This is a genomic window from Fontibacillus panacisegetis (assembly GCF_900102215.1).
Classification (GTDB): Bacteria; Bacillota; Bacilli; order Paenibacillales; family Paenibacillaceae; genus Fontibacillus; species Fontibacillus panacisegetis.
Genome location: NZ_FNBG01000010.1, coordinates 25,680 through 48,295 on the forward strand (window position 1 = coordinate 25,680; position 22,616 = coordinate 48,295).

The following is a 22,616-nucleotide window of genomic DNA, read 5'->3' on the forward strand; positions in this document are numbered from 1 at the left end:
AAAGTCGATCTGGAAGCTCTCTATCAAGAATCCAAGCATTAACCATCTCGTTAAGAAATTCTGGTTCCGAGAGCGGCACTCCATGTCCGACATGTCATTATTTTTTTCTCATGTGCACCTACAGTGACGAGAACCTTTGACTTTGCTTTATTAAAGTTTTCAGGAATCTGAAACGACATATTTTCTTGTAAAATATCGATAAAAAAACGATAAGAGAACCTTCCTTGTTTCCGGATTCCCTATAATGCAGCTTCATAATCGTGTTCCCCTCCGGCCGGCCCAATAATTTACCGCTTTATATAAACCATAACCAATCAAAAAGCCCACTGAGTTTAAAATAAAATCATCAACATCAAAACTCCCTCTTCTTGTCAGCAGCTGTGTTGTCTCTAAAATTAAAATCCCGCTCAAAAATAGAATCCATGATCTGATTAATCCTCGCTTTAAAATCAAAGGAATCAGAATCCCGAATGGTACAAAAACACCTATGTTTCCAGCAAGATTAATGATCTTGGCCCCGCTTAATCTATCCATCTGAAGGAAATGACTAATCGTAGAGAAGGGTATGATATTGTACATATAATCTGACCGAGGCTCTCTTCCAAATCCCCAGATCATCCAATAAGCTAACAGAAAGGTGTAACCAATTAAACCCAGTATGGCAACATTTTTAATTATGATTTTCATGGGAACTCCCGTATTATTTATTAATAGATTCAAAAGAATGAATTACAGCATCCTTATCCGTTAGCATTTCTGTTACCTTTGTCCAATCGTTGCTCATTAAGTTCTGTTCATTAACATCTGCATCAACCACTGTGTCATTCAAAATACAAATGGAACAATCCGTTCCTGTATATGATACATATTTGATTGATTGAGAGGTTCCAACCTCAGATATGCTATCTAAAGAGTCCATAGAATCCAAGATCGATGATTCCGATGCTATAGAAAATAAATACAAGCCTCTTACAGTCGAATATTCATCATCTTCATTTTTACTCGCCATACTTTTACCAATAAAATACACGTCGATTCCTGTCTCATTATCTTGATCTACAATACTATAATAGTCTTTCCACGAGATAGGAAACCTTAATGAGAATCCCAATTTATTGTTGGTATACAGGATATCTTCCTGCGGTGTTGGGGTAACACTAGATTGTTCACTAGGTTGTTCACTAGGTTTTATACCAGTTATGATCTCGCCCTTTTCATTAAGACCTCTAAATACAAAATTACCTACATCGCCATTATTCAATTCATTGTAGGAAGCTGCAAACCCATCTTTTACATTTAACTCTATAACAAGTGTAGAATTCCCCCTGATTTCATTTAAGTCCTCCGGGATAAGATCATCCATTTGGTCGTTGCTTACTATTACTTTCTTAATATCCGGGTTTACAACTTCCGCCGCAAAGATAGTGTCATACTTCTTTTTAGAATTTAAGTGAGCTGACCAGGTTCGTTTGATTGGATCATTTGGTTCGCTTGAGCTTAACTCGGAGATAGCTGATACACGGTGAAAAATACCCCATTTAGTTTCTACCAGCTTTGCATAATTCATTTGTTCCGTTTTCCAAACGACTAGTTTTTTATTGTTGTTAAATTCTTGTTGGTAAATGACTTCTCCCTCTATAGATGGATATGAATTCCGGATAACATTACGTTCTGTTAACGAATATCCGTTTATTTTTCCTATGTAGAGAAGCAAAAGCAACAAGAGCAATGAAAATATCCATATCACTATTCGCAAATGTTTTCGTTTCATAATGACTTGCTTCATCCTTTTCCCCTTTTCCAAAGCTTTCGTGATCAGGTTATATCTCTGAAAATGTCGAGAGCTGTCTTCATTTTTCTCAAGTACTCCTCAGAGTGGTTTGAGCACAAAAATTTAACATCATGCTTCCCACTCAAATTGCATATTGAATTGGCATTTAATATTTGAGTCAACCTTTTGATTGTTCCTTTACTTCCATCCACGATCTGTATATGTTTCGGCAACAATTTCATTAGAAATCGTTTGTAAAATGGATAATGCGTGCAGCCAAGCACAACTGTCCCATATTCATTCAAATCGTAGTTTTCTAGCTTCTTAAGAAAATAATCGTTGATTACATTGTTATCAAAGTTTAATGCCTCACAAAACTCTACAAGCTCAGGTAATGGCAAAGAATCAACTATATTTATGTCATCTACACGACGCACCAGGTCAATGTACTTGGATTCCTTCAAAGTTATCGCTGTAGCGAATACCAGAACTCTTTTACCAGTAGGTCGATTGATTTCAACGGCAGGCTTTACTGCTGGCTCCATACCAATAACAGGAATTTCATACTTGTCTCTAAGCTCGGTGATAGCCAGACTTGTAGCAGTGTTGCAAGCGATTACTACAGCTTTTACATCTTCCTTAACAATTGTCTCTATAGATTGATGAATGAATCTCTTCACATCCTCTGTTTTTTTAACACCATAAGGAACATGAAGCGTATCGGCAAAAAACAGAAAATCTTCATTAGGCAGCTCATCCATAGCCTTTGATAACACTGTTAGTCCACCCAAACCTGAATCAAAAAAAGCTATTCTCTTTGACATGTGTTCACCTATATATCTATAAATTTTGCAGCTGGTATGATCCTTGTTCGTCTACCCACCAAACAGTATGTCTGAAATTCTAATATTTATCACCCTCTCTACCTAACTTACTTAGCAATAGCTGTGATAAGCTCAACTACTTTGTTAACTGCATTAGTGCTTTCGCTGCTTTCCATCCTCTCAATAATTGCATATCTCTTATCAAATACATTTCGAATTGCTTCATTAAAAGTATCATCATCCATATTTTCTTCCAGTAAAATTTCACAGTAACCAGATGACTTAAACGATAACGCATTTAAAACCTGGTCTCCCCTACTCGCTTCTTTTGATAGAGGTATTAACAACATCGGTTTTTTTAGTGATAGAAACTCAAAGATCGAGTTTGATCCTGCACGTGAAATAACAATGTCAGTCATTGCTAAAATATCAACCAATTCATGATGTACATATTCAAATTGTTTATATTCACGATAAACGCTATACGAATTATCTATTTGTCCCTTACCACATATATGAACAATCTGAAATTTATCAATTAAATGATGCAAATTTCTGCGAAGTATCTCATTAATTCGTTGTGATCCAAGGCTTCCTCCCATACAAACGATGACTGGCTTATTTCTTGTAAAGTTACATAGGGTTAATCCTTTAATTGAACTCCCGTGCATAAGCTCTTCTCGGATAATTGCCCCAACATGTAACGCCTTGTCACTCTTAATATATTTTTTGGTTTCAGGAAAGGTTACGCAAATTTTTGAAGCAAAAGGAATAGAAATTTTATTAGCCAATCCAGGAGTGATATCTGATTCATGAATAATAACAGGTATCCGGTTCAACCAAGCTCCTAAAACTACAGGAACCGAAACAAAACCACCTTTTGAAAAAACTACATTGGGCTTCATTTTTCTTATAAGTTGATAGGCTTGATAGACTCCTTTTATTACCCGAAAAGGATCTTTCAAGTTTTCCTTGTCAATATACCGTCTTAATTTTCCCGTTGAAATGCTTAGGTATTCAACATTTCCAAGTTTCTGTATAAGCTCTGCTTCTATACCCTGTGCTGAACCCATGTATTTTATATCCCAGCCCATATCAACAAACTTAGGAATTAAAGCTACATTAACAGTCACATGCCCTGCAGAACCACCACCGGTAAATAATATTCGCTTGGACATCATTACCACCCACATCATTTTTATTAAACAATGCATTGTTAACTAATGCTTATACCCCGAAATCGAATTACTGGAGTCCACTATAAGCTTTGTTAATACAACGATCTGACCTGTATGATAACCATAATGCTCACATACCTGATATAAAATGATTTGTAAATCTCTTGTATAGCCCGGATCAACGGCTTCTTCTGAACTTCTATCCTGCATTGAGGTCCAATCATCCACTGAATAATTTACTCTAATTGGGTTTTTTAAATCTCCTACCTTGACATTTTGCAGGATACTCATTGATTCATTTCTAGTCCTTGTTAGCAATTCTTTTAACTCATTTTTTGAGTACAGTCTATCAGATGTAAATTCCATTGATCTTTTTCTTACATTAGAATTGTTCCCAATTCCGCTTACAAAATGCTGATACTCATTACCCGCAAGATGCAAGCAGAGATTCCCAATAGAATTCATGTTTGATTTAAAACGATACCATACTTGATCCTCTGACAACATATCTAGGCAAGTGAGAATTCTGTTTAATTCAGTATTCATCGTTCGAATAATCTCTTCCACATACCCCATCGCTACAAACCTCCAAATTTATTCAGTCCATATTCTTCTTACTTCAATTAGCTGTTCATCCTTTAATTCCAGTCTAAATATATCTGGTTTTGAAGTCTTCATTAAAAACTCATAATCATAATCACTATCAAAGTAACCCATCATTAACGTCATAACAGCTCCATGAGTTCCTAATGCTATTTTCTGTCCTTTGAATTCTGTTAGTATTTCTTTCAAAACTACTACTGACCGTTTTTGGCAATCAGTAACAGATTCTCCACCTTGTAACGAAAAATTCCGATCAGAAAACATCTTCTGCACGGCAGGATACAATTCCTGATCTGGTATTATCTTATCTTCATTTGAAAACAGTAGTTCTTTAAGATCCTCATATATTATTACTTCTTTACCTGATAAATGAGCTAACTCCTCTATCGTCAAAACAGCTCTTCTATATGGACTTGAAATGAAAATATTCAGACCTTCCTCCTTTAATAATTCAGTTACTTTATTTGCATCCACCTTCCCCTTCTCCGTTAACCCACGAGTACTATCGTTCCCTTCAGTTTTAGGCGATTCACCATGTCTAATCATGTAAATGTATGTATTCATAATTCCTCCAGAAATATCTTACGTTCATTTGTGCACAGTTCCTACCAAGATTTCTATTAACTCCATCGAATTCACTCATTTTGCCTTTTTCTATTTATACATGACTAAAATTTTCGATACCAAAAAATTGCTTTTTCATTACATGTCGGAAATTTTGAATATAACAAATTATCAACTCCACCGATCACAAAATAGTTGTTAGCATAAAATCGGCAGCCCTTCCGATCCCTTTATGTCTCCAATTTTGTACGACAGCAATATCCTCTATAAAAGCATAGCCATTCCAATGAGAACTAAGCATAATACGTCCAATACAGTTATCGTCATTATAATATAAAAAAACAGCTTTGCTTTTTTCATCAATATAGCTTATGTCGATTTCCACATGGTCATATTGTTTAATATATTGTTCAGAAAATATCTCCTCTGTATATGTCCAAGTGTCGTTTTCGTATTTAGGAATAATCCGGCCAATAACATTAAAGCTCTCATTTGGCGTGTTAAGATCCCTAATATTTTTATGTGTCATTTTAATGATCATAGATGTCCCCCTATTACCATAAATACTCCATCTGGCACATCGAATTGTTTTAATTCTAATCCAAACTTTCTAGCTTGTTGAAATCCAAGTCATATCCATACATTCATGAAAAAGTACTCTCCATAAATTATCACTTTTCAATTGCTAATCGGAGTGTTAAAAAAGTCACGATTACTGTTATTGGCCCAAACATTAGTTTCTCAGCTGAAACATCGGAAGCAAAATTCGCAATCGTATTAAGCAAAAAATATGCAAATATAAACCATACACCAAAATTGCTGATTTTTCTAAACTTCTTTATATAACCGATTTTTATTGAGATAACTAAAATGAATAACAATGTTAAAAGCAACGATATAGATTCAAAAATTATTAAGGATTCAGGATTGCTTATTTTCCCACCCCATACAATATCATTGGGGATCATCCCTACTAACAGGAGTACATGAAAAATAAACAACAGGATCAAACAAGTAACAAGTATATTACCTGATAATTTTGCACTTATGAGTTTTTTCATATGTCCCCCTATATCTAATAAATCGAATTTATGGTTTCATCCTTAACATTCAGAGTTTCACAACGAACGCCCACCTTAGATAGTTATTATCTTCGATGGGCGTCTGTGTTGCTAGGTTATCTTCTTCCATGATTATACATCTGACATCAAAAAGGCGATAGACCTGCTTCATGAATACGATGTTAGGCGAAGCTTTTTCACTTTTTCTGAGCGATTACTGTCAATATTTCTGTCTCCTCTTCATAAGCTCTTCCAGTTACATCTGAAAAAAATTCAATGTCTTCAAAGCCTGTACGGCTAAGTAATGAAGAAATCTCTTCAACAGTGTATGTCTTGTCCCAAATATTGTAGACCTGCATATCTTTATGATCTTCTACAACGATGGTTTGTTGTAAATGTACTCGTTCTTCTGGATACCAATAATTAGAGTTCAAACACAAATGTGGCTAGCCGGATTCCTGCTTGCTGCATCTGTGTTTGGATCTAAATGAGCTTCTAGCATTTGTTGTGATATATACTCATCAATCCACATTTGTGAACTACCCTTCTCAAATAACAATGGTTTTTTTGATTTCTCTATTAATTCATATATCTCCATGAAAGTATCCTTCTTTCTAAAATTAGCATTCTTACACCAATATAATATCAATGACAAATTTCATCTACCTGCACACGTCCCTCGGAGATCGCTCTTTCCAACAACGGGCTTACCGTTCCGACGTTATACAGCTGTAAATGGTGCATAGCCCGGGTGCAGGCGGTGTAAAACAACCGCCGTAAGCTCTCGTATCCATAAACCCGTGTCGAAGCATCATAAACGAGGACCGCGTCAAATTCGATGCCTTTAGCCAAATAAGCCGGGATGACTACCACGCCCTGCTTGTATTCGATCGAGTTATGAGTCACTAGCTTAAGCTCGTCGATTCCGCTCAAAGCCTTAAACGCGACCGCGCTTTCTGCCGCGGATTTGCAGATAATCGCGATCGTGGTATAGCCTTGTGACTTCAACTCGACAACTTGGTCCGAAATGCTGCGGTGCAAAACCTCGTGATCTGTCACCACAGTCAGCACCGGCTTGTTTCCGTTCCGTTCAAATGGCTCGATCACTTCACCTCCGGGAATAAGGCTCCGCGTAAACTCGACGATAGGTTTGGTCGACCGATAGCTTCGTTGCAAGGTGATTGCCTCCGTTTGGTCCGACCCATAAAGATGGGTCAGCACGTCGAAATCAACCGCTTCAGCGGCATGGGCAAAAACTGCTTGGTGAAAATCGCCAAGTACCGTCATCTTCGCCGCAGGAAACAATCTTTTAATGAACTCGAATTGGAGCGGCGAATAATCCTGCGCCTCATCGATGAGGACGTGTCGAATCGAAACGTTACTCTGAAATCCAAGAATGAGCTCGTTCAGCAGTAAAAAAGGGGTTGTGTCCTCGTAAGATAGCCTGCCTTCGTCCAAATTTTTTACCGTCAGTTGGCAAATGTCAGCCCACGCATCCGGAACTTTCCCCTCCAGCCATGGCCCAATGTGCAGCGAGTCCTCGTATAACCTCCTGTAAATGTCAGTCAGATTGACGAACTGCAGCGTTGAGATCTCTTCGCGCAACGGCTTCAACTTCTTCCGCACGATCATCCGCGTAAGCTCCGCGGTAAGGTGATCCCCTTCGACATCTTCCTCTGAATCTTCCTTCAGGCCCAGTTTTTTCCGAATACGTGCATAGGCCAGTTCATATTGCTCATTGCTGAGCAGCTCGATCGCTTCCTGTACCCACGGCTTGCGTCGCTCCAGCTTCTCGGCTTCGTTGATTCGCTCATTCAGCCACGTTGCCAGCCACTCGATCCTCCCCGAAAAACGAAAGGAGGCGTCTTCTCCGTAGAATTTTTTCTCCATCTCCTCAGCGGAAACCAGTGTTTCCCCCCGGAATCGCAAACTTTGAAACCGCATGCCGCCTTTTTCCAACGATGACCTGTAGGCCTGGATCAACTCGAAAAAAGACACAGATGCTTTAAACCGGATGGCAGCCAGCCGAGTTTGATATTCGGGGTCATCCGAAGCCGTTAGCACATACTCCAGCTGTCCGTAAGGATCTTCGACCTCATACGTGCCGCTTAACCTGTGATCCAGATACTCCTGGAAGGTCACTTGCTGCATGTTCTCTTCCCCGAGCTCGGGAAGCACGTTGGAGACATAAGTTTTAAACATCGCATTCGGCGAAAATAAAACGATTTGATCAGCCGTAATTCGATCACGGTATTTATATAGCAAATAAGCGATGCGCTGTAGGGCGGCAGAGGTTTTACCACTGCCGGCAGCGCCTTGGACGATAAGCAGACGACCGTCGTCATGCCGGATAATCCGATTTTGCTCCTGTTGGATGGTCGCTACAATGCTGCGCATGTGTTTGTCTGCGGATTGGCCAAGCACCTGTTGCAAGACCTCGTCGCCGATCGTCAAAGAGGTATCAAACATCGATTCGATCTGTCCGCGGCGAATGAGATATTGCCATTTCCTCTTTAGCTCCCCGCGAATCGTACCGCCGGGCGTTGTATACTCAGCCGGGCCAGGGGTGAAATCGTAATATACACTAGAAACTGGCGCCCGCCAATCATAAACTAGAAAATCGTTCCCGCTAGGGTCCATCAGAGAGGAAACGCCGATATAAATTCGTTCCGCTTTCGGTAACCCGTCTTCTGCAAAATCGATTCGTCCGAAGTATGGATTCTCCTGCATACGGCGCAGCGAAGCCAGGCGTTTGGAGGATTGACGGTGGCTGCTTTGGCTTAGCGAGAGCACCTCGGCCTGCTGGCGCAAGCTGATAATGGTTTCAAGAAGATCATCGAAATTATCCTGATTGACAGTAACGTCCTCCCAAAAATACTTACGGAAATCAACGACCTCTTTCCTTTGGCGTGCGGCATCTTCCTCCACCATGCCGATTTGTTCGGCGAGGATGTCCATGACGTGAATCAAACGCTCCTGCTCCTGACGAAGTTCCTTGTCCATTAAAAGCACTCCTTTTTCAAAAAAATAGGGGTTGACTGAGGTTGGTTTTTTTTGTACAATAAAGTTAGGGATATTTTAAATTAATACAAACGAAATGTATGCATGCTATACTAATATAGCACGCTTCTTTTTGTTTATCAATAAAAACAAGCTCATTCAAGCCCCGTCAACGCCGTGATCTGCGATGATTGACATTTTCACGAACTCTCACTGTCTTAAGTGCAGCGTAGCAAAACAGGTCCGATATACTTAATCTTCAAAAAAATGTTTTCGATATCCTTCGACTTTTTCATCTTTAAATCCTAACTTTTCGTAAAATGCATGGGCTTCCTTTCTCTGTCCACCAGACACAAAAATAATATAATAACAATTTCGGTCCCGAGCTATTATTTCAATCTTTGCCATTAGCTTTTTTCCAATCCCTTGTCTGCGAATATGATTTGAAACTATGACATTCTCGATTACCATAAACGGTCTGCATTCCCCTACAATGTCCTGACAAATAATCCCCATAACTGAACCTACTAATTCACTATCTTTAAAAGCTCCTAATATATAATAGTTATCATTACTTTTTATTGTTTCGAATACTTCAACTAATTTTTTATAATTTGTCTTCTTATCAATAAGATCATCGTATAGTTGACTTAAGTCTTTTAAATCGTCCCTTGTTATTTGTCTTATTGTTATCATTTAAATAGATGCTCCAATCTAAGATAGTTTATTTACCTCTATAAAAATATTGCATATTGTATTCATTTCTTCTAACGTTCAATATACCTATCATTGCCAGATCCTTATGCAATAGCAACTTACTTTTCTCATATACACAAAATGACCCAGCCTTAGATAGCTCTTAAGTTAATGTGTATATTTAATTCGTTCTAAAATCATGAAACCCTTTATCTACGCATATTTAACGTTTCTTCAAGTTTTATTAAGCACGCAAAAGAGGTTGTCTTTTGTGGGCAAGTTGTGGGCAAATATAAAGCACCGCCAGATTATTGGCGGTGCTTTATATTTGCCCAATGCCTATCACTCGGCACGCTCACCAACGAAATAATAACATCAGTGAAAAGTAATACTTAGAATGCTCTTTTCGGCGCGTGCCAAAGAGTAGAAAAATAGTGTTAATAAGGAATGCGTATATAGTAGCAGATTATCCTGGAACTTGCAAAGTCTATCTCAAAAACATCGCCATTCTATGATCCGTCAATGAAATTCTATCAACATATCCGTTATCATCAAATTCTATGAATAATGCTAAGACCTTTTCATAGTCCTCTTCGTTATCCTTAGCCAATTCTTCTTCCTTCAAAAACGATTTTTTAACTGTATCGTAATAGTATCTTAGATTAGTGTTACCAGCTTCTTCAGATAAATAACCTTCCCCATATATTTCGGTTACTTCACTTTTGAGCATCCCTATTTTTGTTCCACCTATTGCATCATAAATACCTTTAGTCTCTTCATCCAAAATAACCCCTGCCACCTTATCATCGCGGTAGAGCACTTTCACGCCGTGTTCATAATCATACCCAAAACTAGATTTTTCACCTATTCCTAATATCTTTTCTGCATCTACTCGGCTCATACCATATACTACCTTGGTCTTATTGTCATCCGCCTTCTTGATCCCTATGTCACTCTTCGATAAACCTGACTTTGAATTGCACCCAACTAGAATAAAAATGATCGATAACAGTAAGACAAAACTTTTTGATTTCATTGCTTGCACCCCACTTTTTTACCTAAATTCTAGCAAAAAAGGTGAAAATAATCTATCCAAATTATAGTTATTTATAAGAATATATCCAGATTTCGGCAATGAGTATATAGCAAATGGAGAAGGTAAACTCATTATTGAAGATGATATATTTATCCGAAGTTGCAAATGCGGGTTTGAAATAATAACAGATAAGAATGGAAATCAGATCATAAATAAAAGGGGGGGGTGATCTCCTTAAAGGAGATGGCAAATAATAGTAAAAAGGCAAGATCATAACCGAAGGAGTGATAGCTTATGGGATTACAATATACGATATTCAATAAAATGCCTTGGTATCACAAGCTCTGGTTAATTCCACTAATTCTAACCCTTCTTTGTATATTTGAAACATGGTCATACATCAAAGAGAAATTAGGTCACCCGTAGGCGGCTTTTTTATTTTCTTAAAAACGGTGGTGATAGAAACTATGCAAGAAACTCTCAAACAAATACTATATGACTTCCTAGCTTATAAATATAGGGCAACAAGAGGTAATGAATCAGTCAAAAAATTGGTTGGGCAAATTCTTTGATTTTTAAGCATACATTTCTATCAAATTCTTTATGTTCATCAGTGTAGTTGCTAACTTTCATCGTCGCCTTTGTATCAACCCATTCCTCTTTTTCAGTAGTTTTTTTAATTGGGCCAAGAAGTTCAATCTGCTTGCGGATCTGATTACAAAATGAACCTAATGCTGCAGTGTGGTCATCGCGAGTGCTGTCAAATCTACCTGGTGTGATCCCCAGTAAATCAGTTGGTAAATGTAAGTCGCTATTATCTGATGGAGAGACAAAGAAAACCCTCTCATTTCCAATTCCGCCGATGAAAAGTCCTGTTTCAAATATTACATTATCTCGGACAGTCGACTTCTCCTGATTTCTCATTTTGGTAATATCATCTTGTCCAAATACAAACACAGCAAAATCGTTTGTGTGCACTTGATTCAACAAACTGGTTAATGCAGTTTGAGATAAATCGAAGACACCTTGAGTCCATACAGTGCAATTAGCATCATAATCTAAGTTTTCTTGTATAGCAAAAGCAATCTTTCTTGACTCTACAGAAGAGCCTATGAATATTTTGGGTTTCATGACCTATCCTCCGATTTCTTATGTACTCGGAATCTATTATAAAGTCGAAACCCACATTCTTCCACATAAAAAACAAGAGTATACTTACGAATTAATTAGAGGGTACTTATCAGTAATGAGGATATAAGTACTCATGTTCTCTTACAACATCTCTTCGACCTGACCATATAGTTCAGATCCAGAGTTTTCATCTTCAACCGATGAACAATTAAATATCCTTATAAAAGAAAAGAGGCCAAGGAAAATTTTCCTTACCTCTTATTAATCATTTATTTATATTTGAATACATAATATCATCAGTTTATTACGTCGATACTGCGATGTTATCGAATGTAAACACGTTCAAAATAATACTCGTCTGTATTGTTTTTTAAAGAAATATTTATTACAACATTAGCCTCGTCGCTGTCCTTTCCGAGTTTAACCAAGGTATGCTCGAATCGATCTAATGAAAATTTATTCAAGAAATCATCTGCTAGAGTTAATCCATCTTCTATGGATTCTTCTTCTGTTTTCAATCCGCTTGGAACAGTATCAAAAAAGCTTTTTGCGACAATAAAACTGGTTATTTCTTCCTTTGTAGCCCTTCTAACTTTCTCCTTTGTTTTATAGACGAGGCTGTATTTATCACAAATTGAAGGACGAATATACTCTCTGAAAGCTACGTACTGCATTATTTCATTTGGATCATCACCGTACAAACTAATGTACCCTTTGGGATTTTGAAGGATTGATCTCTCGAACGAATGATAGTCTTCATCTAAAAAGTTAATCGGGTACTTGCCCTTTGGAGCCACTATCAATAATATGTGCCTCTTACTATTTCCTTCAAGCCTATCAAGATATTGAACGATGCTCATAGTATCCTTCCTCTCGGTATAGTATTGCTGCATTTTTTCAGTTCCTCTTTATTGTAACACCTCCAATGCCTGGAAGCATCACACGTTTATTAGTAGGAGGACGTCGTAATCTCATCTGATGGGCTATACCATACCCTAAAACTCTATCATCTTTGCACCCGCCAACCGTCCCCTTGCCCATAGCCTGTGGTTTTCTTGCCCTATTACGGACGAAAGTCTTCATTTCTCCGATTAAGTTGGCATCATTGATTTTCCAAGGAGCAACTGGCTAAGGTAATATCTGCAGCCAAGCAAAAAGCTGAACAAGCTGCTTCTCCAAGCGAAGCATTTGAATAGCGGCAATTTGTAAGAGCTATTTATATAATGGCGCACACGGGCATTCGTATAGGAGAGCTTAGCGTACTAGAGCCAAGGAAGATTAATAGTAACAAGTTAAAGATTAGAATTAGCGCTACACTGTATGACAAAGATGGTCTAGGCAATTATCAAATTGGTCCTCCTAAAACTAAAGGATCGCGCCGATTAGTCGATATTAGCGAAAGAGTCGCAGGAGTTATCGAAGCACAAATAAAAGATGTAAAAGTCTTTCGGTTAATGATCGGACCCAAATATCACAAAAATAAAGATGGTAGAGAATTTGTTTTTGTAAACCCTACCGAGCAATTACCAGGATACCCACTGAGACCAGCTAGAGTAAACGAGATGTTAGATAAAGCACTTATATCAGCTGGTTTTATAAGTAAATTTATTACTGCACATGGTTTGCGTCATACCTATATAAGTCTCAGTGCTGAAGTCGGTGTATCACTCGATGACATACGAAAGCACTAGGCCACTCGAAAGATGAAATGACCACCCGAGTTTACCTCCATGTGACCGAGGCGCGTAGACGTGCGAACGTCGATAAGTTGGACAGCCTAATAGGGGATTTGCTATAACTTTGTGGGCAAGTTGTGGGCAATATCCCCTATAAACCCTGTAGTAGTAAGGGTTCAAACTTAGATAGCTCTTATCTTAGGCTGGGTCATTTGTTGTCTGAGCTACTATTTCAAACTATTTCTTCGACTTGAAAATTCTTTTCAACCTATTCGAAAAACCTTCTTGTTCTTTAATTACTTTAGTTTCCCAGCCATCATAATCTCCATCAAATTCTTGTGCCACATTTACTAAATAATCGGTTACATCACTGATAGAATGAATTTGAACAAAGTCATTTCTGGAAATTCTCAATGAATACTTATTATCCTGAGCAACCTGATCTTCAATATGAAATCCATCTTTTAGAACTTTCTCTTTAAAAAAATTACGTGACTCTTCGGAGCTGAAGTAAATCCAGTGATTCACTGTTCGAGATTTTTCTAAATTATCTCCAAGCTCAATAAGTTTATCTACCAACTGTCTGTTTGCCATTCGATGCCAATCGGATTTATTTGGATATAGAAACTCATGATAAAAGGCTCTTGGCTTCTTTTCTTCAATGCGGTTAATACCGTACTTATAATTTGTCAGAAACTTTCCGGCAAGACTTTCCAATTTGCTTCCATCCACAGATTTCGTATAGTAAAAGAAATCTCTCCTACCATCGGTGGTGATCCTTCCGACAAACATATAATTACTATCTAAGGAATCATGGATTGAATCCTCAATACCATACAAAACTTCTGCTTCTTTTTCGCAAGTAAGTCCATTTTCATTCGGTTCATTTAATGTAACTCTAAGCCGATACAAATGGACTAACAATTCGTTATCACCATTTTCCCATGGTTCCAAATCCAACAACAATGAAGCTGGTTTATTATCGATGAAAGTAAAGTAAGTATTCCAATTGTCTGACACTTCTGCACCGCCCCGCCTAACAAACTTTTAATTTCAAAGCCACACAATCAATTATTCGACAAATATCCACTAATTTCCTACCGCGTTGTTATGTAAGATAACTATTCTGCACATCCAGTGGTTCCATTGATCTCAAATCCTTAAATAGTATCTTCATTATTAATAAAAAACTTTGCTTTAACTCCCTCTATTGAATTTTTCCCGATGTTTTTAACGAAACGGCCCCGCATAGAAAGCTAATATCTTAGGCTGGTTCACTACTTACATTAACAATCTCAAGCTATCTAAATAAATGTTGTTAAATTAATTATTATCTATACTCATACTTATCAAATTAATAAATAAAATATATATGGGATATAGAAATAACGCTCCTATCGCTATTAAACCTGTAACTGGATTGGGGTCATCTCCACCATTTGTAATTGGGAACAGTAAGGAAAAGATATAAACAAATAAAATAAAAAAAGGTATCCAGAGTATAATATTAATGTAGTTCAATTTACTTCTACCTAGCCATTTAGCTGTTAATAGATAAAAAATTGCTGTACCCAATATAATATCAACCATAAGAACTATAACATTTAAATTGTTTACGGTTTTGATCTCCCAACCAGTCACTCTACTAATTCTGTACACATTAAGCATAAGTTCGATCGGAATAAATATAAATAACGCATACAGTACACTGACTACATTGATTCTAATAATATGGTTCATTATGATGACTAGCTCCCTCCCAAGTTATTGATTATTTCCTTTTGCCAAAAAACTTTAAGAACTTATTGAAATTGTATCCCAAGAAATAACCTCTGTTATTGAAGGCAAACAAACCTTTGACGAGGCGCTTCAACATATCAGAACAATAATGGTCATATTTAAAGCACTAGATACTCATGTATCCGGTGCTTTTTTGTATGAAGAAGTGTCAAAAATAATAGTAGGTTTACTGTACCACATAATGGGAATAATTAAATGATAGCACACAATTAAATTAATTGATTTGGAGGGTATTTATGAAGTTAAGACAAATTACATGGATAGCTATTATGGTTGTGCTCATGATTGCAACAGGTTGTGAAGTCCAGGATGCCATAGGTAAAATAACAACCACATCCGCCAATGAATCATCCGGAGCAGTGAAACCGATTATGAGCGACATTATCAATGAAAAGGGAGATAAGATTGGAACAGCTACGTTTACACAATTAGCGAAAGGAGTGCAAATTGATGTAACTGCTTCAGGGTTAAAGCCTGGCCTACATGGCATTCATATACATGAAACAGGTAAATGCGAAATACCGGATTTCAAATCAGCCGGAGCACATTTTAACCCGACAGCCAAACAGCACGGATATGATAATCCCTCAGGAGAACACGCGGGTGACTTATCTAACTTAGTAGCAGGAACGGACGGGAAAGCACAAGCCCAATTCGTAGTAACGACGGTAACGCTGCAAAAAGATGTACCTAACTCTCTGCTTAAAAGTGATGGAACCGCTCTGATCATTCACGAGGATCCGGATGACATGCATACCGATCCCTCAGGCAACTCTGGCAATCGAATCGGATGCGCGATTATTCAATAAGTGCAGGCCGAAACGAATAGGCTGGTGATATGATCCTGATTGATGTCAGCAACTACTTTTGCTTTTAAAGATTTTTTGCCAATGTTCTAGTTCTTTCCCATAATGGGTTTTCATACAGTTGACTCGCAATTGCACGAAAGGTGTCGAATAAAAAACGGCCGCAATAGTCGGCCATAAATTGATGTAATTTATTGAAATTATGCAGAGCTAGAACATCAGCTATGCCAAGCCGCCACGATAATGTGACGGCTCCTTTGTTAGCCTATAAGTGGGTGTTTTAAACATAAAAAGACCTCCAATCACATAACTGCCATTGGAAGACAGCTCTTAAAAACCGCAATTTCAATTTACTCGATGGGGAAATAAATATCGATTTCAGAGTTCCTATCATTTGCTTCGGTGAACCTTTCTGTATAACACTCAAAATCGTCGCGATTAGCAAGTTCAAAACCGCTCTTAGGGAACCAAACACCCCAAATGTAATGATATGTCTGTATTAGAGTATCTATCGTTCCTCTATGGACAAACCTTGCATACTTTCCACCACATAACTTTTTTCTTTGCATATCATTTAAAATAGGATAGTTCTCCGAAATTTCAATTCCTACAAAAGCCATACTTTCGCTATCGGTATTAAATATATCAGCGGAACAGGTTTCACAGGTCTCAAAAACTCCATATCGTTTATTGGCAAAAAGCGCAGGGGGAACTTTCTTGTTAAACTGTTGCCACATGGTAACAGTTTCATTTCCAGAAACAGTTGTTTTAAAACGAATCCCCATGATATATATTTCAGGCATTATAAGGATTTCTGGGGTTGAACCAGCATATGTAATGATAGTCTTATCAGAATTCTGTGCGGATTGCCTGTTTCCAATTAAAACATCTATTCCGTTTTTTCTGTATTCAGATGGTGTAATGGAATACCTATCCTTAAAAGCTCTTGTAAAACTTTCGGCTGTTTCAAAATAAAGAGAAAGTCCAACATCTAACACTTTTTTATCACTGTGAACCAAATCCCAAGCCGCTTGTGTTAAACGTCGGCTTCTGGTATAGCTTCCTATTGTTTCACCCATAATAGCGTGAAAATAGCGGTGAAAGTGATAGTAGGAATAGGAAACTGCCTCAGCAACATCACTCGAAACAATCGGTTGATATAAATTGTTCTCTATAAATACAATGGCTTTGCCTATTATTTGTTTGTCATTCAAAGACGGCCCCTCTTCCTCTTTGATAAATGCTTATTACATTAGTTGATTTTGTAAAAATCTGGTCTTGTTTTTTCTTGCGGCAACAACACTTTCATTTCATTTATGTCAAATGTTCCAACAGAAAAAGTATGCCATTCATTGGCTTGCGGAGAACCAAACGTCATTTCTATTGTTTTATCAGTTGTATCAAATATCATAGAGCGTAGCGTACCAAAAAATTCACTATAATAATGGCAACAAAGCCCATTTGGATATGATGTTGAAAGCAGTTCTTTTATATTATTCTTTGAAATTCGTCTATTTCTTTCAAATAGACCAATAATCATATCATTGCGAATTACAGAGTTTTCAATAAGCATTTTTTCATAAGGCTTTATATCGTCCAATAGCACATGATTTGTGGAACTAAGGTATGTTTCATCAGTGTTTCCGTCCAAAATTTTGTAAGCCTTATGGCCATCGACACATTGAAGTAATGCTATTTTGTTATGGCTATCAGCCAACATCAAATTAATATTGTAACCGATGGGCGCATCCATTGTCCATTTGATTGCTTCGTCTACATTTTTGCAGTTTTCAAGTATGCTACGAACAACGATCCAAAAACTGAATCCTGTAACTCCTGCTTTTTGACCGCCCTCAAAATTTCCGACAGGTAAACCGTTGGACGCCTTACACACCGCAAGACCGTGTTCATTCATTCCATCACATCTACCAAATAAATTTAAGGTAGAGCCAATATACTGATATTTTCCTTTAATATCAGTGAAAGCAAAGCACATTTCTTCCATTTTATCATTAAAGTCATAATTCCTTGCCATTACAGTATGGCCGCTTTCGGTCTTTTGCGGCAATGCTGCCATTAGGCTACACCCTCGTTCCAAATAGGTCATTGCGTAAAAAAGCACCTGTTCTTTGGAAACTCCAATCGTATCTGAAAAACCTTTGATTTCCTCATTGATACCTTGGCAATAACAATCCAATAAATCGAAAATTTCAACAAATTTGTCATGAGGATAGGCGTTGGGGGGCAGTAATACTTTCTGCAATAAATCAGGCGTAGATAAAATCCATTTTCCTATTTGTGTTCCTACTTCATAACTTGTCCCGATTAAATTTTTAAAATATACCTTTGTCTCTTCCATTTATGTCACCGTTCCTTTCACAAATAATATAAATCTATTTTGCACCTTGAACTTGATATTTTTTGCTGTTTACCAAAACACTATTGTTGGCCCGAAGCTCCGCTGTCCAGATACAGAATACCGCCCATCTTGTCTAATTGGGCGGTATTCTGTGTAATGTGCTAGCTCATATTTTATTTGGGCTCATATGTTAACCATTTCACATCAATTATTTTTCGGCGTATTCTTCAAAACTTTGCTTATATGCTTTTAAAAACTTCTTGGTCTTCAACGAATTCATATTGATTCATAAGTACTTCTGTAATATTATCTCATTCCATCTACCACGCTTCAAAGTAGTTGTTAACCAGGTATTTTAATTCATTAACAGTACTACCTTGTATTACTTACCTGAAACGAAGGGGGATAGAAAAGCTACTTTTCATCGCCTTGTGTATGGTTACGGCAAATCTAGAAATATTTATAATACAAATCATAGTTCGGAGTTTGGGCTAAACATTTCTGTACCGCCAGCCCGGAATTTTTCAAGGGGAAATCCCCAAAGGAAACGGCGGTGACTGTACTGTCCCAACTCCGTGACCGAGGATACCGCCTGTCAATTTGCTCCATCGCTATCCCACCGCCATGAACCGCACTTCGAATTCCCAGCATTGGCACGCTCCCCGGCACTTCGGGGAAAAGCACCCCTGCCCCGGGCGGTTACAAGCTGCCCCGTTACCTCCGAAAGGGATACCACCCGCAGGGGAAGCTGGCGGGATACAGCCATGAATGTGGCCTTGACCATACAGGAACGGTTAAAGGATTTGCGGGTGGAACGGGGCCTGACGCTGGAGCAGTTGGAACAGCGGACGGGCATTTCAAAATCCGCTTTGGGCAACTATGAAGTGGAAGATTACAAGGACATCAGCCATACCAGCATTGTGACGCTTGCAAACTTCTATGGCGTGTCCTCTGATTATCTGCTGGGGCTGACGGAATCAAAAAATCACCCAAAAGCAGACCTTGCGGAACTGCATTTGAGTGATGGTATGATAGAGCTATTGAAAAGCGGGAACATCGATACCCGGCTTCTTTGTGAAATGGCGGTACATAAGGATTTCGTAAAGCTGCTGGCGGACATTGAAATTTATGTGGACGGCATTGCCAGTATGCAGGTGCAGAACCTCAACGCCTATATCAATCTGGCGAGGGACACCATAGAGAAGAAATACCGCCCCGGCGAGCATGACCGCCATATCCGCATATTGAACGCCGCCCACATTAACGAGGACGAATATTTCCGTCATGTGGTGCATGACGATATGGACGGTATCATTAAAAGCATTAAAGAAGCCCACAGACAGGACACCACCAGCGCACCGGAAACTGACTTTGTGCAGGAGCTAAAACAGGATTTAGAGTTTGTTTCCAGCATTGAAGGGAGCGCACAGAAGAAACAGGTGGCCCTGTATTGCAGGCGGCTGGGAATTGATTATACCAAGCTGACAGATATTGAGTTTGAGGTGATGATGAGGGTACTTCAAAAGTCCAAGCATTTGAAAGGGCAGGGCAAAAAGCGGGGCAGGAAGAAGAGAAAATGACAAGATTTTGTAGTAAGGAACCAAAATGGTGTAAAGTTCGTCTAATTATAAATTAGGGGGTGATATTGTGAAAAGAATACTTTTAATATTTGCGGCGGTTATACTGACTTTCCTCTCGGCCTGTGCAAATCAATCTAATGATTTTTCCATAGAAATGCTTCCCGATAGTATTGAACAAGTAACGGTCAGTCACTATCTCTCAGGAGAAGAAACCGAATGGGCGCTAGAGGCTGATGGCCTTGAGAAATGGAAATCATGGTTAGAGGGCCTTTCGGCACGTCAGAAAATCTTTGAAGAAGGAAACACACCAGGCGATAGTGATGGAGGTGAAGTTTATTCCTTTACCATTAACAATGGGGAAGCAAGCATATCATATGTTATAAATGGTAGTGATGAATGTTATGTCTTATGTGAAAGTGAGTGGCATGCTGTATCCAATCCAACTAATCCTTTCTGAAAAAATTCTATTTATAAATAATTGATAGCAAAAACCAACCGGAAAGGTCATATAAACTGATTCGCCGTTCCTGCTCGCTTGCTCGTAAAACAGCCGCTATGCCTATCCAGCCAGTCAAGGCGGGTAGTATTTTGCTATCGCAAAATCTCCACCCTTTTTCCTTGACAGTCTGGATTTTTGCCGTGGCATTTCGCCGCCGACAACGGGGAACTGGATAAAATCCTGCCTCGTTGCCGTCCGCTCCATTCTGCGGCAAAACCGGCTTCGCTACGTTGCGATAATCGTTAGTTTTTTCGGTGGCTCTGCCCCCGCACCCCCGGCCTCCTCCAAAGAACAGGTGAAAGGCGTTGTCAACGGGAATGTGGAATAGCGGACGGAGCAGAGCGAGGGAGCATATGCTGCAAAAGCCCATTGACATAAGCCGAAGCCCACACTAAACAGAAAGGTTCCCATGTCCTTTCACATGGGAACCTCTGCCACACGGCGAGTGGGGGGAGTTTCAGAGGGGGAACGCCTCTGGATACCTTGCGGGACTTCGGGCCAACTTGGCCCGAAGTTCGGACGATAGACGAGGGGTTCATATACACCCTGTCCGCTGATGAAATCGGACTGTCATTTGCGGCTCCACACCGCAAATTCCCTCCCGCTTTCCTGCCGCTTCAAATGCCCTTGCCCTCCCCGGCGGCAACGGCATTTTCACGGCAACGCTGACATAGCGTATAACACACTACACTTTGCTCCGCAAAGTCGTGTGCCAAGGGGTAAGCCCCTTTGGAATCCCCCACAAGAAAAGACGGTATGCAACCCCTCTGCGGGGTACATACCGTCTTTTCTTGTTATCAGCCCTCCGGGCTTTATTGCCACAGGCAAGGTAAGCGTGAGTTGTAGTGTGGTATCTTTAACTATGTGAAACTCCGCTTTCCCATTTTGATATTGCAGTTCTGGACACAAATAATTCTTCTGCGAGTTGTTCTTGTGTCATGGACTTTTCTTTTCTAAGCTGTTGCAGTTTTCATTAAATTCCATAGATAGACCTCTATTCTTAGAAATCCCTTGCGTTGCATGGAAACTCTTATATTATTATACATTTCCGACTGCTAGCTGTTTATCCTATAATTAGTGTATCAGGTAGTTGCTTCCTTATAGACACTGCCCATTGTGCAACTACTTAAAACAAAGGAAATAATAGAATATGAAGTGGTTTTGCAAATTATTGACTTGTCATTTGAAAACCCACTTTCAAACATCTTATATTCCTCCCGAATAAATATCACTTAGCTATCGCATTGAAATTATATGTCTGTAGATTATGCTTTTGATCAATAATTATTACATAATCTAAGCCTGTTACATCCACTGTGATATCTAAAGGGTAAATTTCATCTGTTGGCACTACTGTTGATAGGATTGGATTGCCAATCGACTCTCCGTCTTTCGTGGATTCACATATAATGCTTACTCCCTCCGAACCGCTACCAGTTAAAATGGCTTTATTAAAAACAGAGTATTTCAGAGTTGAAAATTGTTTATTTAAATGAACAACAATGTTGTTTTCTGTATCTTCCGGTTGATTAAAGATTTCATAGCTATGACCGTCCGCATCCATAAAACTGTCTGTGACCGTCACTACTAAAGGAGCTATTTTCGCTTTAGCGATATCTACTATATCTCCAGAATTGTATGTATTGCTTGGACTATTCACACTTTCAGTAGTTGCTGTTGGTATCGAACTTTCGTTAATAACAGTTGTTGCTGAATCTATCGTATCCTTGTCCTCAGTCAATTTAGCAATAAATGTACCGCCAACAATTCCGAGGGCAAGCATAACAACAGCAATTATAACAACCGTACCTTTACCTTTCATACAATCACTCCACTCAATATCATGTTAATTCCAATATTTGGTTTTAGAAATACTCCATTGAACTATAATATCTCATAATTCATTCCTTAGGACCTCTTCAATCCATAGGATGTCGTTGGCCAAGCGATGAAGATCAACTATATTGATATTAACATATATGCCTATACCAAAAGACAAAAATAACAGGCCACCACATGGCGGCCCATTATT

The 22,616-nt window shown here is 38.7% G+C and carries 26 protein-coding genes and 1 pseudogene; 5 read left to right on the forward strand and 22 right to left on the reverse strand.

Annotated features, from left to right (window positions below; all coding sequences use genetic code 11):
- Positions 1-252: 252 nt before the first annotated feature.
- The 13 genes and pseudogenes from BLS49_RS10260 to BLS49_RS10315 form a co-directional block, all read right to left on the reverse strand.
- On the reverse strand, positions 253-687 hold the full coding sequence (locus tag BLS49_RS10260; RefSeq protein WP_091229348.1) for a VanZ family protein: 435 nt from the start codon (positions 685-687) through the stop codon (positions 253-255).
- A 13-nt stretch (positions 688-700) separates the two neighbouring features.
- Positions 701-1,786, reverse strand: a complete 1,086-nt coding sequence (locus BLS49_RS10265; RefSeq protein WP_091229350.1) for a hypothetical protein — start codon at positions 1,784-1,786, stop codon at positions 701-703.
- 29 nt (positions 1,787-1,815) lie between these two features.
- Positions 1,816-2,595: a glutamate racemase gene (murI, locus tag BLS49_RS10270; RefSeq protein ID WP_091229353.1), complete on the reverse strand. Its 780-nt coding sequence runs from the start codon at positions 2,593-2,595 to the stop codon at positions 1,816-1,818.
- A 107-nt stretch (positions 2,596-2,702) separates the two neighbouring features.
- Entirely contained in the window at positions 2,703-3,773 is a 1,071-nt protein-coding gene (locus BLS49_RS10275; protein ID WP_091229354.1) for an undecaprenyldiphospho-muramoylpentapeptide beta-N-acetylglucosaminyltransferase, read from the reverse strand.
- A 42-nt stretch (positions 3,774-3,815) separates the two neighbouring features.
- On the reverse strand, positions 3,816-4,349 hold the full coding sequence (locus tag BLS49_RS10280) for a DinB family protein (RefSeq protein ID WP_091229357.1): 534 nt from the start codon (positions 4,347-4,349) through the stop codon (positions 3,816-3,818).
- Between the two features lie 18 nt (positions 4,350-4,367).
- Positions 4,368-4,940 carry a histidine phosphatase family protein gene (locus tag BLS49_RS10285; protein ID WP_091229361.1) on the reverse strand — a complete coding sequence of 191 codons (573 nt, stop codon included), beginning with the start codon at positions 4,938-4,940 and terminating at the stop codon, positions 4,368-4,370.
- 104 nt (positions 4,941-5,044) lie between these two features.
- Positions 5,045-5,481: pseudogene (locus tag BLS49_RS10290) on the reverse strand (GNAT family N-acetyltransferase).
- Positions 5,482-5,611: 130 nt separating this feature from the next.
- Positions 5,612-6,001 carry a hypothetical protein gene (locus tag BLS49_RS10295; protein ID WP_091229363.1) on the reverse strand — a complete coding sequence of 130 codons (390 nt, stop codon included), beginning with the start codon at positions 5,999-6,001 and terminating at the stop codon, positions 5,612-5,614.
- 197 nt (positions 6,002-6,198) lie between these two features.
- Complete coding sequence (locus tag BLS49_RS24805; protein ID WP_217640051.1) at positions 6,199-6,360, reverse strand: hypothetical protein; 162 nt, start codon at positions 6,358-6,360, stop codon at positions 6,199-6,201.
- 71 nt (positions 6,361-6,431) lie between these two features.
- Positions 6,432-6,599 (reverse strand): hypothetical protein, encoded by a 168-nt coding sequence (locus BLS49_RS24810; protein ID WP_175471373.1) that lies wholly within the window; start codon positions 6,597-6,599, stop codon positions 6,432-6,434.
- A gap of 47 nt (positions 6,600-6,646) precedes the next feature.
- Positions 6,647-9,004 carry an RNA polymerase recycling motor HelD gene (helD, locus tag BLS49_RS10305; protein WP_091229369.1) on the reverse strand — a complete coding sequence of 786 codons (2,358 nt, stop codon included), beginning with the start codon at positions 9,002-9,004 and terminating at the stop codon, positions 6,647-6,649.
- Between the two features lie 249 nt (positions 9,005-9,253).
- A complete protein-coding gene (locus BLS49_RS10310; RefSeq protein WP_091229373.1) occupies positions 9,254-9,697 on the reverse strand; it encodes a GNAT family N-acetyltransferase in 444 nt (147 codons plus the stop codon).
- Between the two features lie 487 nt (positions 9,698-10,184).
- Complete coding sequence (locus BLS49_RS10315) at positions 10,185-10,733, reverse strand: hypothetical protein (RefSeq protein ID WP_091229377.1); 549 nt, start codon at positions 10,731-10,733, stop codon at positions 10,185-10,187.
- Between the two features lie 79 nt (positions 10,734-10,812).
- Between BLS49_RS10315 and BLS49_RS25255 the strand changes: the two genes are divergently transcribed.
- On the forward strand, positions 10,813-10,962 hold the full coding sequence (locus BLS49_RS25255) for a DUF3797 domain-containing protein (protein ID WP_281243730.1): 150 nt from the start codon (positions 10,813-10,815) through the stop codon (positions 10,960-10,962).
- A gap of 314 nt (positions 10,963-11,276) precedes the next feature.
- Here the strand turns inward: BLS49_RS25255 and BLS49_RS10320 are convergent, their stop codons facing one another.
- Positions 11,277-11,864, reverse strand: coding sequence for a nucleotide-binding protein (locus BLS49_RS10320; protein WP_091229381.1), 588 nt, complete (start codon positions 11,862-11,864; stop codon positions 11,277-11,279).
- Between the two features lie 323 nt (positions 11,865-12,187).
- Positions 12,188-12,757 carry a hypothetical protein gene (locus BLS49_RS10325; protein ID WP_091229385.1) on the reverse strand — a complete coding sequence of 190 codons (570 nt, stop codon included), beginning with the start codon at positions 12,755-12,757 and terminating at the stop codon, positions 12,188-12,190.
- Between the two features lie 330 nt (positions 12,758-13,087).
- On the opposite strand from BLS49_RS10325, the gene BLS49_RS10335 reads away from it, so the two are divergent.
- On the forward strand, positions 13,088-13,555 hold the full coding sequence (locus BLS49_RS10335) for a tyrosine-type recombinase/integrase (protein WP_091229392.1): 468 nt from the start codon (positions 13,088-13,090) through the stop codon (positions 13,553-13,555).
- 222 nt (positions 13,556-13,777) lie between these two features.
- On the opposite strand, the gene BLS49_RS10340 is transcribed toward BLS49_RS10335, so the two are convergent.
- Entirely contained in the window at positions 13,778-14,560 is a 783-nt protein-coding gene (locus BLS49_RS10340) for a DUF695 domain-containing protein (RefSeq protein ID WP_091229395.1), read from the reverse strand.
- 1,016 nt (positions 14,561-15,576) lie between these two features.
- On the opposite strand from BLS49_RS10340, the gene BLS49_RS10350 reads away from it, so the two are divergent.
- Positions 15,577-16,149, forward strand: coding sequence for a superoxide dismutase family protein (locus tag BLS49_RS10350; protein WP_091229401.1), 573 nt, complete (start codon positions 15,577-15,579; stop codon positions 16,147-16,149).
- A gap of 347 nt (positions 16,150-16,496) precedes the next feature.
- On the opposite strand, the gene BLS49_RS10355 is transcribed toward BLS49_RS10350, so the two are convergent.
- The 3 genes from BLS49_RS10355 to BLS49_RS10365 form a co-directional block, all read right to left on the reverse strand.
- Positions 16,497-17,360: an AraC family transcriptional regulator gene (locus tag BLS49_RS10355; RefSeq protein ID WP_091229405.1), complete on the reverse strand. Its 864-nt coding sequence runs from the start codon at positions 17,358-17,360 to the stop codon at positions 16,497-16,499.
- 38 nt (positions 17,361-17,398) lie between these two features.
- Complete coding sequence (locus BLS49_RS10360) at positions 17,399-18,505, reverse strand: C45 family autoproteolytic acyltransferase/hydrolase (protein WP_091229408.1); 1,107 nt, start codon at positions 18,503-18,505, stop codon at positions 17,399-17,401.
- Between the two features lie 450 nt (positions 18,506-18,955).
- Positions 18,956-19,156 carry a hypothetical protein gene (locus BLS49_RS10365; RefSeq protein WP_091229410.1) on the reverse strand — a complete coding sequence of 67 codons (201 nt, stop codon included), beginning with the start codon at positions 19,154-19,156 and terminating at the stop codon, positions 18,956-18,958.
- A 113-nt stretch (positions 19,157-19,269) separates the two neighbouring features.
- On the opposite strand from BLS49_RS10365, the gene BLS49_RS10370 reads away from it, so the two are divergent.
- Both BLS49_RS10370 and BLS49_RS10375 read left to right on the forward strand, forming a co-directional pair.
- Positions 19,270-20,085, forward strand: coding sequence for a helix-turn-helix domain-containing protein (locus tag BLS49_RS10370; protein WP_091229413.1), 816 nt, complete (start codon positions 19,270-19,272; stop codon positions 20,083-20,085).
- A gap of 67 nt (positions 20,086-20,152) precedes the next feature.
- Positions 20,153-20,542, forward strand: coding sequence for a hypothetical protein (locus BLS49_RS10375; RefSeq protein ID WP_091229416.1), 390 nt, complete (start codon positions 20,153-20,155; stop codon positions 20,540-20,542).
- A gap of 7 nt (positions 20,543-20,549) precedes the next feature.
- Here BLS49_RS10375 and BLS49_RS10380 read toward each other — a convergent pair whose 3' ends face one another.
- The 3 genes from BLS49_RS10380 to BLS49_RS10390 all read right to left on the reverse strand — a co-directional run bounded on the left by BLS49_RS10380 (position 20,550) and on the right by BLS49_RS10390 (position 22,406).
- Positions 20,550-20,960: a hypothetical protein gene (locus BLS49_RS10380; protein WP_091229420.1), complete on the reverse strand. Its 411-nt coding sequence runs from the start codon at positions 20,958-20,960 to the stop codon at positions 20,550-20,552.
- Positions 20,961-21,440: 480 nt separating this feature from the next.
- Positions 21,441-21,524 carry a helix-turn-helix domain-containing protein gene (locus BLS49_RS25770; protein ID WP_425432140.1) on the reverse strand — a complete coding sequence of 28 codons (84 nt, stop codon included), beginning with the start codon at positions 21,522-21,524 and terminating at the stop codon, positions 21,441-21,443.
- Between the two features lie 288 nt (positions 21,525-21,812).
- Entirely contained in the window at positions 21,813-22,406 is a 594-nt protein-coding gene (locus BLS49_RS10390) for a hypothetical protein (RefSeq protein WP_091229422.1), read from the reverse strand.
- Positions 22,407-22,616: the final 210 nt, after the last annotated feature.

Coding starts and splice junctions, on each gene's coding strand:
- BLS49_RS10260 (WP_091229348.1), bottom strand. CDS start 687: ATGAAAATCATAATTAAAAATGTTGCCATACTGGGTTTAATTGGTTAC.
- BLS49_RS10265 (WP_091229350.1), bottom strand. CDS start 1,786: ATGAAGCAAGTCATTATGAAACGAAAACATTTGCGAATAGTGATATGG.
- murI (WP_091229353.1), bottom strand. CDS start 2,595: ATGTCAAAGAGAATAGCTTTTTTTGATTCAGGTTTGGGTGGACTAACA.
- BLS49_RS10275 (WP_091229354.1), bottom strand. CDS start 3,773: ATGTCCAAGCGAATATTATTTACCGGTGGTGGTTCTGCAGGGCATGTG.
- BLS49_RS10280 (WP_091229357.1), bottom strand. CDS start 4,349: ATGGGGTATGTGGAAGAGATTATTCGAACGATGAATACTGAATTAAAC.
- BLS49_RS10285 (WP_091229361.1), bottom strand. CDS start 4,940: ATGAATACATACATTTACATGATTAGACATGGTGAATCGCCTAAAACT.
- BLS49_RS10295 (WP_091229363.1), bottom strand. CDS start 6,001: ATGAAAAAACTCATAAGTGCAAAATTATCAGGTAATATACTTGTTACT.
- BLS49_RS24805 (WP_217640051.1), bottom strand. CDS start 6,360: ATGCAGGTCTACAATATTTGGGACAAGACATACACTGTTGAAGAGATT.
- BLS49_RS24810 (WP_175471373.1), bottom strand. CDS start 6,599: ATGGAGATATATGAATTAATAGAGAAATCAAAAAAACCATTGTTATTT.
- helD (WP_091229369.1), bottom strand. CDS start 9,004: ATGGACAAGGAACTTCGTCAGGAGCAGGAGCGTTTGATTCACGTCATG.
- BLS49_RS10310 (WP_091229373.1), bottom strand. CDS start 9,697: ATGATAACAATAAGACAAATAACAAGGGACGATTTAAAAGACTTAAGT.
- BLS49_RS10315 (WP_091229377.1), bottom strand. CDS start 10,733: ATGAAATCAAAAAGTTTTGTCTTACTGTTATCGATCATTTTTATTCTA.
- BLS49_RS10320 (WP_091229381.1), bottom strand. CDS start 11,864: ATGAAACCCAAAATATTCATAGGCTCTTCTGTAGAGTCAAGAAAGATT.
- BLS49_RS10325 (WP_091229385.1), bottom strand. CDS start 12,757: ATGCAGCAATACTATACCGAGAGGAAGGATACTATGAGCATCGTTCAA.
- BLS49_RS10335 (WP_091229392.1), top strand. CDS start 13,088: ATGGCGCACACGGGCATTCGTATAGGAGAGCTTAGCGTACTAGAGCCA.
- BLS49_RS10350 (WP_091229401.1), top strand. CDS start 15,577: ATGAAGTTAAGACAAATTACATGGATAGCTATTATGGTTGTGCTCATG.
- BLS49_RS10360 (WP_091229408.1), bottom strand. CDS start 18,505: ATGGAAGAGACAAAGGTATATTTTAAAAATTTAATCGGGACAAGTTAT.
- BLS49_RS10365 (WP_091229410.1), bottom strand. CDS start 19,156: ATGCTGGGAATTCGAAGTGCGGTTCATGGCGGTGGGATAGCGATGGAG.
- BLS49_RS10370 (WP_091229413.1), top strand. CDS start 19,270: ATGAATGTGGCCTTGACCATACAGGAACGGTTAAAGGATTTGCGGGTG.
- BLS49_RS10380 (WP_091229420.1), bottom strand. CDS start 20,960: ATGTCAATGGGCTTTTGCAGCATATGCTCCCTCGCTCTGCTCCGTCCG.
- BLS49_RS25770 (WP_425432140.1), bottom strand. CDS start 21,524: ATGACACAAGAACAACTCGCAGAAGAATTATTTGTGTCCAGAACTGCA.
- BLS49_RS10390 (WP_091229422.1), bottom strand. CDS start 22,406: ATGAAAGGTAAAGGTACGGTTGTTATAATTGCTGTTGTTATGCTTGCC.